This is a genomic window from Blastococcus xanthinilyticus (assembly GCF_008124835.1).
GTDB lineage: Bacteria > Actinomycetota > Actinomycetes > Mycobacteriales > Geodermatophilaceae > Blastococcus > Blastococcus xanthinilyticus.
Genome location: NZ_VNHW01000006.1, coordinates 23,980 through 38,593, shown reverse-complemented (window position 1 = coordinate 38,593; position 14,614 = coordinate 23,980). Strand labels below are relative to the sequence as shown.

The following is a 14,614-nucleotide window of genomic DNA, read 5'->3' as shown; positions in this document are numbered from 1 at the left end:
ATGCTCACCGTCGTGACCTCGGGAAAGGCCGCGCCCGGGGTGACCACCTCGACCTGGGCGTTGGCCCTGGCGTGGCCAGGGCCATTGCTGGTGGCCGACTGTGACCCGGCCGGCGGGGACATGGCGCCGGGGCTGCTGGCCGGCCGGGTCAGCGTCGACCGGGGACTGCTGTCATGGTCGACGGCGGCCAGGCGGGGTGTCCCGGCGACGCAGGCCGCCACGATACTCGTCGAGCATGCGGTGGAGGTCCCCGAGCAGCCGCAGGTGTGGCTGGTTCCGGGAGTGACGACCGCCGCGCAGGGCACCTCGTTCACCGCCGAGGCATGGGAGCGGCTGGCGTCGGCCCTGCACACATCGAATGCGTCGATCGGGCGGGACGCCTTGGTCGACGCCGGACGACTGCTGACCGAGCGCGGATGCTGGCCGGTGCTGCGAGCCGCCGATCGGGTGCTGCTGGCGGTGCGGCCCAGCGTGCGGTCGGTGCACGCGGCGCAGGATGCGACGCAACGACTGCGCCATGAACTGGGCGACCTGGGGAAGGTCTCCGCACTCGTGGTCGGGGACGGTCCGTACTCCGCCGGCGAAGTTGCCAAGGCGTTGGACCTGCCGCTGGCGGGCACGTTGCCCTATGACCGGACTACAGCGCAGGCGCTCTCCGACGGCGCGACCGTCAGTCCGAAGACGCTGCGACGGTCCGCCCTGCTGCGCGCGGCGTCTTCCCTGGCCCAAACGCTGACCAGTCCGATGGAGGCGTCCCGTGTCGCCGAGGCGGTGGCCGGATGAGCAGTGAGGACACCGCGTCGCCGCGGTGGGAAGTCCCGGCCGGCCGTGACTTGCTGCGGCCGGCGGCCGCGCCGGTCGACGCCACGCCCATCGAAACCGGAGAGCTCAACAGCACCGAGTACCGCGTCGTCGTGGAGCTGCGTGACCGGGTGTCGACCCGGTTGACGGTGGAGGACAGGAACTACGCCCCAGGCCCGCGGCGAGAGCTGACCCGGAAGTTGATCCGGGACGAGTACGACCAGTGGCTGCTGCACGAGGCCAACCGCGGCCGTCCGGCGCCGACGGTGACCACCGAAGACACGATCTTCGAGGCCGTGCTGGCCGAGCTGGACGGGCTGGGGCGACTGGCTCCCCTCATGGCCCTGGACGACGTGGAGGACATCCACTTCGAGGGCTGCGAGCCGACGATGCTGCGGATGGCCAGTGGCCAACTGGTGCCCGGGCCGGCGATCGCCTCCAGCGACGAGGAGCTCGAGCAGCTGCTGCGGTCAATCGGTTCACGGTCGGACGACGGGCAGACCAGCCGTGAGTTCTCTTCGGCCAACCCCATTCTGAACGTGCGGCTGAACGGCGTGACCGAGCTGGGCGCCCGGCTGCAGGCGGCGATGGACGTGCTGCCGCGCCCGGCCGGGGTGATCCGGGTGCACCGGTTCAGTGATCCGAGCCTCGACGACCTCCACGGCATGGACATGGTCGACTCACCGGTCCGAGCTTTCTTGCATGCCTCGATCCTCGCCGGCGCATCGCCGCTGATCAGCGGAGCGCCGGGGGTCGGCAAGACGACGCTGCTGCGTGCGCTGGGCAACGCGATCCCGTGGAACAACGTGGTCATCACCGTGGAGGACGAGCGGGAGCTGGGCCTGCACCTGCCTCGGTGGGATCCCGACCGCCGGCAGCTGGTCAGGCGGCACGCGGTGTGCCGACCGTTCGAGTCCCGACTGCCCAACGCCGAAGGTAGAGGCGGGTTCGACATGGGGGATGCGCTGCACCTGGCACTGCGCGCGTCCCCGACCTGGGTACTCGTGGGTGAGGTCCGCGGCGCCTATGTCACCTATCTGCTGGAGGCGGCGACCAGCGGCATCTCGTCGGTCATGTGCACGATCCATTCGCCGTCGGCCGCCGGCGTGTTCGACAAGGTGCTGATCAACGCGCTGAAGGCGCATCCGGCACCTTCCCCGGAGCTGGTCCTGCGCTCACTGGCCGCCCTGAACCTGGTCGTGCACGTGCATCGCGACCGCGACTACGCCCGGTATGTCTCGGGCATCTACGAACTCGGCCCGATCGGGGACTCCGGTCGACCCGACCTCAAGCCGATCTTCGCGCCGCGCGCGGAGGACGGGCGCGCGCAGGCCACCGGGCCGGGGATGCTCAGCGAGTCACTGGCCGAGCGGCTGACCGCGACCGGCTTCGATCTGGACTGGCTGCAGCCGGGCGCCTCGGACTGGCGCACCGGTTTCCACCGCCGCGAGCGTGCGTCGTGACCGCCGGCGCGCTGCTGCTGACCCTGTCCGGGCTGCTGCTCTCGGCCGGCCTGGTCGGCGTCGTCGGGGCGGTGCGCGGCGTCTCCTTCCTGCCGGAGCGTTCGCCGTCGGTGCGCTCGTCCTCCTGGCGGCGAGCCACTCCACTGCTCCTCGGTGCGCTGGCCGCCGGCGTTCTCACTCTGCTTGTTACGGGCTGGCCGGCCGCGGCGCTGGGCGCCGCGGGCGGCGTCGTATTCATCCCGAAGGTGCTCGGCGGCGGTCAGGCAGCCAAGCGACTGATAGCTACGTCCGAGGCGCTGGCGGACTGGACGCGACGGTTGGCCGACCTGATCAGCTCTGGCGCCGCCGGCTCGACGCGCGATGCTCTGCGCCGCTCCCTCAGCTCGGTGCCGGAGCCGCTCGCCCCCGCGGTCACCAACCTGGTGAACAGGATGGGGCCGCAGGGCACCGAGACCGCGCTGCGCCAGTTCGCCCGCGAGATCGACGATCCAGCCGCCGAGAAGATCGCCATGGTGCTCATCCTGCGGGAGCGCAACGGGGGGCCAGGGCTCGCCGAGGTGCTCACCGCCCTGGCTGCCGACCTCGACGACCGCTCCCGCATGGTCCGTGAGGTGGAGGCCGAACGCGCCAAGCCGCGGTCGAACATGCGCACCATCGTCGTGGTGACGCTGGTGCTGGTGGTCGGGATGACGCTGTTCGCCCGGACCTTCCTGTCGGGCTACTCGACGCCGGCCGGGCAGATCGCCCTCCTGGCAGTGGTGGCGATCTTCGCGACCTCGCTGCGGTGGATGCGCCGGTTGTCCGAGCCGGTCAAGCCCCCGCGGGTGCTCTTCGATCCGGCCCCGGCTCCGGTGAATCCGTGACCGGGCTGCAGACGGCAACCCTCGCCGGGATGCTGATCGCCGGCGGCCTCGTACTCGGGGTCCGTGCCCTGCGTCCGGCGCCGCCGTCGTTGGTGGCCGCACTGGAGCAGTTGGCGGCCGAGCCGACCGTGCGAACGGCGCCGTCGGTGCCGGCGTCCATTCAGAACCGGTGGGACTGGCTGCCGGTGCCGGTGGCGCGGGTGTTGGACGGGCATCTGGGCGTCTCGGACGCCGACCTGTCGATCATCGGCTGGACCCGCGCTCAGCTGGCGGCCCGCAAGCTGACCCTGGCACTCGCCGGCTTGCTCACTCCGTCCCTGTTCGGCCTGGTGCTCGTGTTGGTCGACGTTCCGGTGCCCTTCGTCCTGCCCGCCGCGGTCGGGCTCGGGATCGCCGTCGTCGGGTGGTTCTTGCCCTCGGCCGAGGCCCGTGAGGCGGCGGACAAGGCGCGGATGGAGTTCCGGAGCAACCTCGAGTCCTTCCTCACCCTGGTGGCCGGTGAACGTCGGGCGCGCGGCTCGGTGGAGCAGGCGCTGGAGGAGGCCGCCGAGATCTCGGGAAGCATGCCGTTCGTTCGCATGCGCCGCGCCATCCGCCGGGCAGCGCTGTCCGGCCGCAAGCCGTGGGGCGAGCTGCGCGACCTCGGTGAGGAGCTACAGGTCGCCGAGCTGCGCAACCTCGCCGACATCGCGGCAGTAGCCGCCGACGGCGCCTCGGTCTACAACACCCTGCTGGCCAGCGCCCGCACGCTTCGCCACGCCGAGCTGTCCGACGCCCGTACCCAGGCCAATCAGGTCAGCGAGCGGATGTCGCGCCCGCTGGCCCTGCTGGTCACTGGACTGACCCTGTTCGTGCTCGTTCCCTTCATGCTCCGCATGTTCGGGATCTCATCGTGACCGCAGCGCCAACCAGGAGGTTTCCCATGTTCCAGCCCACGGCTCGCCGGGGTGAGCAGGCCATCGTGGCGCAATGCGTCATGGCCCTGTCTGTCATGGCTCTGTCGGTCCTGGCCTGGCTGCGCACCGAGCAAGTCGCCGACGACCGAGGCTCGGACTCCTCAGAGAAGGCCTTCATGGTGATCCTGGCCATCGCTCTGGGCGGCGCGGTCAGCGCAGCGGCTATTGCGTTCGTGGCCAGCAAGACGTCGCTGTTCCAGTAGAACGGGCAGCCATCCCATGCTCGAGGCGCGTACTGCGGACCGTGCGGCTTCCTCGCCGCACGGTCCGGTCGCGCGCCCGGGCTCTCTCCGGGATCGCGGCCGGGGAAGGGAGCGGGGCTCATCCAGCGTCGAGTTCGCGATTCTGTTCCCCATCATCGTCGCGCTGCTGTTGGCCGGCCCGCAGCTCGCGCTGTGGTACTTCGCCCGGGAAGCGGCCGACGCCGCGGCGCACGCCGGAGCCCGCGCCGCGAGCGTCCACGGGGCGGTCGGGGGAGCGGGGCGGGCGGCGGCGGACACGTACCTGGACAACCTCGGCACCGGCACGATCACCGGCTATTCGGTGACCGAGTCCGACACCGCTACCACGGTCTCGGTACACGTCACCGCCAGCGTGCCCAACGTGATCCCGCTGCCCGGCTTCGCCCCGACCGTCGATGTCACCGTGGTGCGCGGCAAGGAACGCTTCACCACCCCGGACTCGCCATGAGTCGCGACGTGCAGCCGGCCACGACCAGCCGTCAAGGGCGGTGGCGGGACGACCGCGGCTCGGAGTCGGTCGAGCTGGCGATCCTGCTGCCGGTCGGACTCCTCCTGGTGGCCATGCTGGTGGTCGGCGCCCGGATCGCGCTGGCCGGCGACCGCATCAGCGGCGTTGCCGGGATCGCGGCGCGGGACGCCTCGCTGGCCCGATCGGCCGCCGCGGCCCAACAGATCGCCACCGAAACTGCCACCACCGCACTGACCAGCCAGGGCCTGCTCTGCATCGACGTCCAGGTCAGCGTCGACACATCCGGGTTCATCGCGCCGCCGGGCGCCTCGGCGTCGGTCACCGTTGCTGTGTCCTGCACCGTCGACCTGTCTGACATCGGTGGAGTTGCCGGCCTGCCCGGTTCCCGGACGCTGCACGACAGCGCCACCAGCCCGCTGGACCCTGCCAGGGACCTGTCGTGACACCCCGCTCGCAAGCCAGCGATCAACTCCAGGACGACCGCGGGTCCGTGGCCGTGCTGTTCTGCTTCATCGTGCTCATCACCGGCGTCCTGGTCACCGCGCTTGTCGACGCCGGGACCGCGATCCAGACCGCCAACCGCGCCGACACGTACTCGGCTGAGGCCGCCCGCGCGGCCAGCATCGCCATCGGCCCGGTTCCCACCGGCGGCAGCACCGACGCGCAATTGGCGGCGACCGCGGCCCGCTCCTACCTCGATCGAGCCGGCGCGACCGGCACGGTGACCGTCACCGGTCCCGGCATCGTCGAGGTCAGCGTGACCGTCACCGACTCGACACCGCTGCTCGGCATCCCGGTCAGCCAGACCCGCGTGCACACCGCTCAGCTGTTGGTCGGGGTCACCTCCGGTGAGGGACTGTCGTGACCGGCCGCGTCGCCCTCCTGCTCAGGGCCGTGGGCGCCCTTGTGGCGCTGCTCGCCGTCGTCGTCGGCGTACCGGTGCTCCTGGCGGTGCTGCACCTGGTTCCGGACAGCCTGCCGTCGCTGGACGAGGTCGGCGCCGTCCTGACGTCCCGCGACAACGGACAGCTGGTTGGACTCGTCCTCGCAGCAGGCGTGTGGGTGTGCTGGGCCCTGTTCACCGCCGCGACAGTGGCGGAGGTCGTCGCGTTCGCCCGCGCACGGCCGGCTCCGGCCCTCCCCGGCCTGGGAACCTTCCAGCGCCCGGCCGCCGCTTTGGTCACTGCCGTCGCGGTCGGCTTCACCGTCGCTCCACTGACCACCGGCGGCCCCGCATCCACCGCAACGGCGCCGCCGCTTCCGGTCTCGGCCACATCCACTGTCGTCCCGTCGTCGGCGCAGTACGCCAGCGCACCGGTCACAGCGCAGACACCCGTCACCTACTCGATGCCGGACGAGCACACACCTCCGGCTGAGACCACGACTTACCAGGTGCAGCGCCGGGACACCCTGTGGGCATTGGCCGAGCGGCATCTCGGGGACCCGTTGCGGTATCCGGAGATCGCCCGGCTCAACCCGACCTCGGTCGGTCCGGACAACGAAATCCTCCCGGGCACGGTGCTGGTCTTGCCGCCCGACGCGGTCCGGCTGCCGCCGATGGGCCAAGCCCCGACCACCGCGACTCTCATCGAGGACGTCACCGTGGAACCCGGTGACACCCTGTGGGACCTCACGGAGGAGATCACCGGCAGCGGACACAACTGGCGACAAGCCTGGGAGCTCAACCGGGGACGCAGTCAGCCCGCAGGCGCCACCTACACCGACCCGTCGCTGATCCGACCGGGCTGGACCCTGAGCATCCCGGACCCGACCAGTCCTGCGACGTCCGCCTCCAGCGCACCCGGGCCTCCTGTAGCCGAGCCGGCACCGCCCACGACCGAGCCGCCACAGCCATCAGGGCCAGCCCCGAGCGCCGCCCCGCCCGCTGACTCGACCACGCCGGGCACCGATGCGCCGCCTCCGCCCGCGCCCGGCCCGGCCACCAACGCCCCGACCTCGTCTCCCACGGCTGCACCGACGAGCGCCGAGCCGTTGCCCGCGAGGCCTGAGGAGACCTCGACGGGTAGCACCGTGGAGCTGCCGATGATCGCCTTCGCCGCTGGCGGTGGGCTGCTGCTGGCCGGGGCCTCGCTGACTGCGCTGCTGCGCTATCGCCGCAGGCAATTCCGGCAGCGACGTCCCGGCCGCATCATCGGCAGCACACCACCAGAGCTGCTGCACGTCGAACGAGCGCTGCAGGAGGCAGGCAGCGTCGGCAGTGCCGACGTCACCTGGCTGGACCAGGCGCTACGGGCACTGGTGCAGGCGCTGGCGAGGGTCGACGGCGCTCGCCTGCCCGATGTGGTGGCCGCTTGCATGACCGACGACGTCCTGACCTTGGTACTCACCGAGCCGATCTCGGAGGCCCCGGCGCCGTGGACAGTGGACCCGGCCGGCACCCGCTGGTCGATCCGACGCGATGATCCGCTGACCTATGACGAGCAGCGGCGGGCGTACTTCTTCGCACCGTTCCCCATGCTCGCGTCGGTGGGCTACACGACCGAGGGCGAGCACTGGCTGCTCGACCTGGAACGGGCCGCGCCCCTGTCGCTGTCCGGGGACGCCGAACGTTGCCTGAACCTGGCACGGTTCCTCGCTGCCGAGCTTGCACACAACACGTGGTCGGAGATGTTGCAGGTGACCCTGGTCGGCTTCGGCCAGGAGTTGGCTCAGATCAATCCCGACCGGCTGACCTACACCGACGACGTCGAGAAGGCGATCGCGGGGCTCGACGGCCACCTGGAATCGGTCACCGAGGCCATGCGAATGGCCGAGGTCGATCTGCTGTCGGGCCGGATGCGCGACGTGGCCGGCGACGCGTGGGCGGCGCACGTGCTGTTCATCGCCCCGGCTGTTGCCAGCGACAGCGCCGGCCTGGAACGGCTGATCACCGCCATGAAGCAGCAGCGCGCCCGCGGCGCGGCCGGGTTGGTGCTGATCGACGACCCGGACCACGCGGAGGCCGGTCGCTGGCAGTTGACTGTCGACGAGGCCGGCATGCTGAGCATCCCCGCCTTGGGAGTCGAGCTGATCGCGCAGCAGATCCCGGCCGACGAGGCCACGCAGCTGGCGGAGATGCTTGCGCTGGCCACCCTGACCGACGACCGACCCATGCCACCGGCCCACGGGGACAAGCCTTGGGACGAGCACGCCGACGCCTGCGGCGGCCTCCGCGTCGACCCATCCCGCGCCGCGCGTTCGCAACCACCAGCTGTGGCCGGAGCGGACGACGTCCCGGTGTCCGGCCTGGCAGACACCTCGCCGTGGATCGCCAACTCGGTGCTGCCGCTGTCCGTGCAGACGTACCTGGATCGAGCCGCGACCACCGAGCAGGACCTGAACGCCCTGGCTCCCGCCACGGATGCGGGCATCCGCAACCAGGTCGAGGTCGCCGACCCTGCCCTGGACGCCGACCTCGCCGATTGGGCCGACCCGTCCTGCCCGCGGCCGAAGGTGACTCTGCTCGGACCGGTCGGAGTGCAGGCGCAGGGCAAGCTGCCCGAGCGCAACCCGCGGCGGCAGTTCTACACCGAGATCGTCGCCTACCTGGCCACCCGGCCCGGCAGCGTGACCAGCGAGCGCTACGCCACCGCGATCTGGCCCAACGAGCCCGATGTCGTCGGCAAGACCAAGGTGCGGCAGTCGATCTCGATCGTGCGCGCCTGGCTGGGCACCAACCCGGCGACCGGCGCGGACTACCTCCCGTCCGGGGTCACCACCGGCGGGGTCGGCCGCTATCGCGTCGACGATGTCCTCATCGACGCCGAGCTGTTCCGTCGCCTGCGAGTCCGCGGACTGGCCCGCGGTGTCGACGGGATAGCGGACCTACAGGCCGCTCTCGACCTGGTCACCGGGCAGCCGTTCGACCTGCCCACGTCGCGGCAGGGTGCGCCCGGCGGCTACAGCTGGCTGGTCGATGAGAACTCGCGGCTGGACCACGAGTACGCCGCCATGATCGTCGATGTCGCACACACCGTCGCGACGCACCACCTCGCCGTCGGCGAGCCCGAGCTTGCCGCGGCCGCTGCTCATGTGGCGCTGAAAGCCGGCAGCTACGAGGACGTGCCGCTGCTCGACCTGGTCGCCGCCTGCGATGCCCAGGGCAACCGGGCGGAGGCCGACGCCTACGTCGCCCGGATCCTGGCCAACCACGACGCCGAGGTCGAAGAAGACCTGCCACCTAGAACCGCCGAGATCCTCTTCCGCCGACAGTGGAATCACAAAGCGAGCTGACCAGCGACGGTGGTGGCCAGAGGGGCGGACCGTTACGGACGGAGCCGACCCCCACCGAGCGAGGCAGCAGCCTGCCCTGATTGTCGTACCTGACCAGCACACTTGCCCTGCAGGGGGCATGTGCTGCGCCGCCGCTCGCAGCCAGCTCTCAAGAATCTTGAAAAGAATCTGGGGGATGAAGACATGGGCTGCACCTAAGAGCGGGCGCTCAGTGAACGAAGTTCATTGACCGCACGCGAGTCAGGGAGGGCGCATGAGCGAGGCGGAGGGCAGGCTGCCGCGGCGGTCAGCCGTGTCCGCTACCGCGCCGGCGCACATACGACCTGACAAAGGCATCCAGCATGACAAACCGGCCAGCGTGCCGAAGGACTGGTTAGACGAGTACAACCACACCGAGCACGCCCGCAGCTTGGCCCGGTTGGAAGCCGATACCGACCTAGTCACCCACTTGGCACTGCAGGGCTTCGCCGGCCGCGACTTCGACGTATTCAACACCGAGCTCGCGAAGTATGGCAGCGACGTGCTCACCGGCTGGCTGGTCACGGGGCGGATGTTTGGCAAGATTAAGGAGCGCGGCTTCGGCGGTCTGCCGTCACCTCCAGACGATCAACTCCGAGACCGCGACACCATCGACGAGCTCGTCGGCGAGACCGTGGCCAAGGCCCTCGTCCACTTCCGCCGCGACGTCCTGCTCGAGCGCCGCTGGACCGCCACCAAGGGCGCCACGCTGCGCACCTTCTTCATCGGTCAGTGCCTCATCCGGTTCGCCAACGTCTACAGGACGTGGTGGGCCAAGGAGATGAGGGCATCGCGCGTCACCATCGACGACCCCGTCGAGTTGCAGAAGCTGGACAGGTCCGCGATCGAGAGCCCCGAGCAGCACACCATCGACCAGCAGGAAGTCGAGCGGATCCTGCGTAAGGTCACGGACCCTCGCGTCAAGCGAGCCTTGGTCTATGCGGCGTGGGGCTGGCAGCAGTGGGAGATCGCACAGCGGTTAGGCGTCACCGAGAAGGCAGTCGAGCGCATGTTGGCCAACAACCGGGACCGGTTGAAGAAGCTGGGAGTGGTCGCATGACCGTCCGTAAGGTCCGCCAGATTGACCGGCTCATCGACCGGTCGTCGCTGGGAGAGCGGGCCGCGCAGCGTGCCCGCTCGCGGGTGTCCGACGCAGCTGCAGCCGCGCTCTTGCGCCGAGCCGCGGCCTACCAGCCTCCAAGCCGACCGACCAAGAAAGCTGGGGGCTGACGGCGCCGAGGCCACTACACCCTCAACGAGACGTCCAACCAGGACGTCCACCTGAAGGGAGTGACGACATGGCCAAGGGCCACGCACGGAGTGCGATCACCGGCCGGTACATCTCGCACGCGGCTGCCGCCCGGCACCCGCGGACGAGCGTCACCGAGTCCGGAAGCAACCGGGGCTCGGGCACGCACCACCGCTCGGCGATCACGGGTCACTTCATCTCGGGGGCAGCGGCTGCCCGGCACCCGAACACCAGCGTCACCGAGAAGAGCTGACAGCCGCAACAAGAAGAACAGGGCCCCCCGCAGTCCAAGTGCGGGGGGCCCTGCTTCGTTCAGCCCCGAATGGTCGGGGACAGGTGCGTGCGCCTAGCGGATACCGCCGGCGTAGAGCGACCGGTGTGGGTCAGGCTTGCTTTCTGTCAGAGCCACGGGTGCTCGACCGCCCGGTGGAGGATTGCTCCGTCACGGTGGTGCGAGGGTGGCGGTGGGCAGCGTCAGCGGCGACGAAGCGACCGGTCATGGCGCTGCGGCCGCGCACCGTGTTCACCCGGAAGGTGCCGGGGCTGACTTCGCGCACCGAAGTCTTCTTCGTGGACCTCATTGCCGCCTCCTCCTGCTGCCTGGAGCCACCGTAGCTGTTCTGCCTGACAACGGCATGAAGGCGGGGCCGCCATCACTCCGCCAGGGTGGACAGCCGCTCAGCCCACTCTTCCGACAGCTCGGCAAGTACCGCGGCCCACGCATCCAGGTCCTGATCTTCCAGCGGGGTCGTTGCTGCCGAGCTCAGCACCGCCGTCGGGAGTGGTGGCCCACCGGGCAGGTCGGCGACGCAGGGCGCAGCCACCACCGAATGCCACCGCCGAGTGCTCATGGCCTCGGAAAGGTCCCGAGCCAGGATCTCTGAACGGCCCAGGCACTGGCCAGCGATCCAGGGGCTGTCATGGCCGACCGGAACCCGGCGCAGCTGTGCCGGGCTCCGGTAGAGGCGGTCGTGAGAACTCCACCGCACAATTTGCCCGGCCCCATCGGCAAGCCACAGGGTCATGTTCGCGTCATCGCCAAGCAGCGGCCGAAGCCGAGTGAGGTCATCGGCCAGCTGGTCGGAGTGCTCCTGCTGCAACTGGGCGAAATCGCCTCTGATGGCATCCCAGAGGGCACCGGCTCGCACCTTCGGTGCCTGGTAACCCGGCTCGGTGAGGGTGCTCAGCTCCCGGATCGCCTGGGCGGCGTCGCTGTAGTCCTGCACCAAGACCGCTGACACCCCGATGGAGGCCCACTGCGTTACCAGGGCGTCCTTGACCAAGTCGAACTGCTGCCGGGACAGCCCGAGTCCTTCCCGGGCCAAGAGGATGAATCCCTTGTCGGGGCGGGTGGCGAGGAGCTCATGGAGCCACTGGCGGATGTCGCTGTCGCGGTAGGACGTGCCGGCCAGCACCAGCGGTCCGCGGCTTAGAGCCTCTTGCAGGGCGGCGCGCTGCCATGGCGAGGGCTGGGCACTCAGCTTGGTGAAGTCGGACAACGTCAGCACGATTTCGCCAGTCTCGGCCACGTCCTGGCCCAGGTACCCGTGCAGGTGGTGAACCTCAAAATCCCCCCGGGGGGCCCGGTCGTCCTCGGTGTCTCGGGCATGGACGCCAGCGCCGCTCCCGACCTCCTCCAAGGCGTCCTGCAATGCTCGCTCTATCAGCAGGTCGAAGTTCAGCGTGAACAGGCCGACCTCGCCGACCAGGCGCGGCGCGGCCAGGGACGCCACCGCGAAGTGCAGGGCAGCTGGTTCAGGCTCCCCTACAGACGGCGGGTAAAGGGCGCTGCGCACGAGCTCGAGCCAGTCGCTGGCTCCCGCTCGTGCTGCTTCCGCGGCCAGGGAAGGGTCTTGTCCCGCCAGGAAGGCCCGGGCGGTCTCTTCGTCATCGATCGTGCCGCTGAGCTGCAGCAGCTGGGTTGCCAAGCTGTTCCAGTCAGGAAGGCCAGCCGCGGCTGAAGCGCCGGCTCCCAGCAAGACGCTCACCTGCCCGGCGACCGCGACGGGGCGCAGGCGCTCGAGCGTGACGAGATCGAGTTCGGCGGCGCTCACCGGCGCATACTCCCAGGAACCGGCTCGCCCGGCCCGGATGACCCGTCCCAGGGAGACGATCGGGGGCTGGAGACTGCCGTGCGCGGTTGGGATCGAATCCGCGGTTGACCATAGTTCGGTCGCGCCCAGAGCCACGGGCAGCGTGACGGCGGCCCGACATTCGGGCAGAACATGCCAGGCTGTGGCCGTGAGCCATCGGGGGGACGGGGACCATGGTTGACCAGGCCGGCGTGCCGGACGCTCCGGAAGAAATCGACGCGTCGTGGTGGTCCGACGCCGCGACGGCGATGGGCGACACAGCTGACCTGGAGCAGCCAGAACTGTGGTTCTCCGAGTTGGCCGCCGCGGCGCGGCAAGCACCGGAGGGCTCCCTCCAGCAGCAGGTCTTGCAAGCACTGGCCACCAGCGCATCGGCGATGCTGGCGGCCGACAATTGGTCAGATCCGTTCGAGCCGGCCATGCGCTGGGAGGGCCGCCGGTCACTGGTGCCCGCTGACTTGACCGTCGACCAACTCGAGCTCCTGACCCGCGTGGCGCCCCTGATCGAGCACACGACCTTGCGGGCACGCGTCGCCGATGTTTGCTGGACCTACGGCGAGCGGAGTCGGGTGGACCTGTTGCACCTAGCCGTAGACGCTTACCGAGCTGTCCCCCTCGACTCCCACACGTGGTTCAGCGTGGGAGAGGAGTCTTGGATCCGGGCCCTGGAGTTGATCCTGCGTCGTGGGACTGCTGAGCGGGACCGAGCCCGGGAGATGACCGAAAAGCTGGCCGACCGCCTGCTGGCTACCACGACTGCCGACGCCTTCATGACCGTGAAGCTGTCCGAGCTGCTGCGGTCGCTGCGGTCACGGCTGCGCCCGGACCCACTCGAGGTCTCGACCCACCTGTCGGCCCTAGCCGCCGAGGTGACCCAGAGGAATCGTCGCCTAGCCCGTCACCTCGACGACGAGGCCAGCGCGTGGTGTGTGCTCGCCGGGGACCAGGACGCAGCTTGGACCGCGCAGGCTCGCATCGCCGAGTCCTACGTCGCCGAAGCTACAGACCGCATGTCCGGGGACGACTCCGGCGCGTTCGTGGCAGGAACCTTGTACGAGCAGGCCATCGCCCGGCTGATGCAGATCCCACGCGCCCGTCGGGCCTCCGGCGGCCTGGACGATCGCGTCGATGAACTCCGGCGGGAGTTAGCCGCGACGAGACGGCTGTCACTTGAGCTGATGACGGCAGTCGACTCTGATCCGGTTGACCTGACCACATCAGCTCAGCAAGCCAGGCGCCAGGTGTCCGGTCACGAAAGGTTCGAGGCGTTGGCGCGCTTCTGCACTCTGCTGCCGCTCACCGACGTTCCCACGGCCAGCGCCGCCGTCCGCGACCAACTCGCGGAGAGCTTGAGTCGCCTGTTCAGTCGCATGACCCTGGCCGGTGACGGCCGAAAGGTCGCCGTCGGCGGCGGCATTGGTGACGTAGAGGACGACCTGGATGCCGCTCTCGTGCGGGACTTCGGCATACGTGTCGAGATGAGCGCCGTCGGCGTGCTCATGCCGGCTCTGGGGGTTCTTCAGGCCGAGCACCGCTTTGCCTTGGACACGCTGCAGCGCCTCTGCCTGGACTCGCCGACTGTCCCTGCCGGGCACGTCGATCTGTGGGCCCGAGGGCTACACCATGGCCTGAACGGCGACTTCCCTTCCGCGATCGCGCTTCTCGTGCCCCAACTGGAGCAAGTCGTCCGCCTGCAATTGCGCGCTGCCGGGGCCTACACCCTGGTGGTCGACCCGGACAACGGGGTGGAATCCGAGAAGGGACTGGGAGCCCTCCTCGGTATGCCCGAGGCGACGGCGGTGCTGGGCGAGTCGCTGGCGTTCGAACTGCGTGCCTTGCTGGTCGAGCAGCAGGGTGCCAATCTTCGCAACCACGTGGCCCACGGCCTGCTCACTGACGGACAGGCTTGGAGCGCTTACGCCCTTTACGCCTGGTGGCTTGCCCTGAGGCTTGCGGTCGTACCAGTCTGGCTCTCCCGGATACCCCAGACCGACCCGTCGACGGGCAGTCAGCCGGTCGACTCAGCAGAAGGGGCCGAGCAGGAAGATCCGGCCCAGCCAGAAAGGCCCGAAACGCTGGCGGAGGCCGAGCCGCCCACAGGTCTGGGGTCGCCGGCGACATCTGCGGACTCTTCGGTCCACGGACCACCGCCGGCCGGAGCAGCCCGAGAGCGTCAGTGACACGCAAAGTCGCCGACGTGCGGGTGCGGGACCACGAGCGCACCAGG

General features: G+C 69.9%; 14 protein-coding genes. 12 read left to right on the top strand and 2 right to left on the bottom strand.

Features of this window, described 5'->3' with window-relative positions; genetic code table 11:
• The 11 genes from BD833_RS10605 to BD833_RS10555 all read left to right on the top strand — a co-directional run bounded on the left by BD833_RS10605 (window position 1) and on the right by BD833_RS10555 (window position 10,547).
• Complete coding sequence (locus tag BD833_RS10605; protein ID WP_166533123.1) at window positions 1–783, top strand: CpaE/TadZ family protein; 783 nt, start codon at window positions 1–3, stop codon at window positions 781–783.
• Window positions 780–2,264 carry a TadA family conjugal transfer-associated ATPase gene (locus BD833_RS10600; protein ID WP_166533122.1) on the top strand — a complete coding sequence of 495 codons (1,485 nt, stop codon included), beginning with the start codon at window positions 780–782 and terminating at the stop codon, window positions 2,262–2,264. Before BD833_RS10605 ends, BD833_RS10600 begins: the two co-directional genes overlap by 4 nt.
• The gene (locus BD833_RS10595; RefSeq protein ID WP_166533121.1) at window positions 2,261–3,127 is read left to right on the top strand and encodes a type II secretion system F family protein; all 867 of its coding nucleotides are present in this window, start codon (window positions 2,261–2,263) and stop codon (window positions 3,125–3,127) included. Before BD833_RS10600 ends, BD833_RS10595 begins: the two co-directional genes overlap by 4 nt.
• The gene (locus BD833_RS10590) at window positions 3,124–4,023 is read left to right on the top strand and encodes a type II secretion system F family protein (protein WP_166533120.1); all 900 of its coding nucleotides are present in this window, start codon (window positions 3,124–3,126) and stop codon (window positions 4,021–4,023) included. The genes BD833_RS10595 and BD833_RS10590 overlap by 4 nt, the downstream gene beginning before the upstream one ends.
• Window positions 4,024–4,049: 26 nt before the next feature.
• A complete protein-coding gene (locus tag BD833_RS10585; protein WP_166533119.1) occupies window positions 4,050–4,286 on the top strand; it encodes a hypothetical protein in 237 nt (78 codons plus the stop codon).
• A gap of 16 nt (window positions 4,287–4,302) precedes the next feature.
• Window positions 4,303–4,773: a TadE/TadG family type IV pilus assembly protein gene (locus BD833_RS10580; RefSeq protein ID WP_166533118.1), complete on the top strand. Its 471-nt coding sequence runs from the start codon at window positions 4,303–4,305 to the stop codon at window positions 4,771–4,773.
• Entirely contained in the window at window positions 4,770–5,237 is a 468-nt protein-coding gene (locus BD833_RS10575) for a pilus assembly protein TadE (RefSeq protein ID WP_166533117.1), read from the top strand. The genes BD833_RS10580 and BD833_RS10575 overlap by 4 nt, the downstream gene beginning before the upstream one ends.
• Window positions 5,238–5,284: 47 nt before the next feature.
• Window positions 5,285–5,659: a hypothetical protein gene (locus BD833_RS10570; RefSeq protein ID WP_166533116.1), complete on the top strand. Its 375-nt coding sequence runs from the start codon at window positions 5,285–5,287 to the stop codon at window positions 5,657–5,659.
• Window positions 5,656–9,027 (top strand): LysM peptidoglycan-binding domain-containing protein, encoded by a 3,372-nt coding sequence (locus tag BD833_RS23235; RefSeq protein ID WP_166533115.1) that lies wholly within the window; start codon window positions 5,656–5,658, stop codon window positions 9,025–9,027. Before BD833_RS10570 ends, BD833_RS23235 begins: the two co-directional genes overlap by 4 nt.
• A gap of 253 nt (window positions 9,028–9,280) precedes the next feature.
• Window positions 9,281–10,105: a sigma-70 RNA polymerase sigma factor region 4 domain-containing protein gene (locus tag BD833_RS10560; RefSeq protein ID WP_166533114.1), complete on the top strand. Its 825-nt coding sequence runs from the start codon at window positions 9,281–9,283 to the stop codon at window positions 10,103–10,105.
• Window positions 10,106–10,343: 238 nt separating this feature from the next.
• Window positions 10,344–10,547: a hypothetical protein gene (locus tag BD833_RS10555; RefSeq protein WP_135144844.1), complete on the top strand. Its 204-nt coding sequence runs from the start codon at window positions 10,344–10,346 to the stop codon at window positions 10,545–10,547.
• A gap of 130 nt (window positions 10,548–10,677) precedes the next feature.
• Here the strand turns inward: BD833_RS10555 and BD833_RS10550 are convergent, their stop codons facing one another.
• Together BD833_RS10550 and BD833_RS10545 are read right to left on the bottom strand one after the other, a co-directional pair.
• A complete protein-coding gene (locus BD833_RS10550) occupies window positions 10,678–10,875 on the bottom strand; it encodes a hypothetical protein (RefSeq protein WP_166533113.1) in 198 nt (65 codons plus the stop codon).
• Between the two features lie 72 nt (window positions 10,876–10,947).
• Entirely contained in the window at window positions 10,948–12,348 is a 1,401-nt protein-coding gene (locus BD833_RS10545; protein ID WP_166533112.1) for an SIR2 family NAD-dependent protein deacylase, read from the bottom strand.
• A gap of 212 nt (window positions 12,349–12,560) precedes the next feature.
• Between BD833_RS10545 and BD833_RS10540 the strand changes: the two genes are divergently transcribed.
• Window positions 12,561–14,567, top strand: a complete 2,007-nt coding sequence (locus tag BD833_RS10540) for a DUF4209 domain-containing protein (RefSeq protein ID WP_166533111.1) — start codon at window positions 12,561–12,563, stop codon at window positions 14,565–14,567.
• Window positions 14,568–14,614 lie beyond the last annotated feature (47 nt).

What these genes read in the sequence shown, in the direction of transcription:
- BD833_RS10605 (WP_166533123.1), top strand. Translation starts at nt 1, where the DNA reads ATGCTCACCGTCGTGACCTCGGGAAAGGCCGCGCCCGGGGTGACCACC.
- BD833_RS10600 (WP_166533122.1), top strand. Translation starts at nt 780, where the DNA reads ATGAGCAGTGAGGACACCGCGTCGCCGCGGTGGGAAGTCCCGGCCGGC.
- BD833_RS10585 (WP_166533119.1), top strand. Translation starts at nt 4,050, where the DNA reads ATGTTCCAGCCCACGGCTCGCCGGGGTGAGCAGGCCATCGTGGCGCAA.
- BD833_RS10580 (WP_166533118.1), top strand. Translation starts at nt 4,303, where the DNA reads ATGCTCGAGGCGCGTACTGCGGACCGTGCGGCTTCCTCGCCGCACGGT.
- BD833_RS10575 (WP_166533117.1), top strand. Translation starts at nt 4,770, where the DNA reads ATGAGTCGCGACGTGCAGCCGGCCACGACCAGCCGTCAAGGGCGGTGG.
- BD833_RS10560 (WP_166533114.1), top strand. Translation starts at nt 9,281, where the DNA reads ATGAGCGAGGCGGAGGGCAGGCTGCCGCGGCGGTCAGCCGTGTCCGCT.
- BD833_RS10555 (WP_135144844.1), top strand. Translation starts at nt 10,344, where the DNA reads ATGGCCAAGGGCCACGCACGGAGTGCGATCACCGGCCGGTACATCTCG.
- BD833_RS10550 (WP_166533113.1), bottom strand. Translation starts at nt 10,875, where the DNA reads ATGAGGTCCACGAAGAAGACTTCGGTGCGCGAAGTCAGCCCCGGCACC.
- BD833_RS10540 (WP_166533111.1), top strand. Translation starts at nt 12,561, where the DNA reads ATGGTTGACCAGGCCGGCGTGCCGGACGCTCCGGAAGAAATCGACGCG.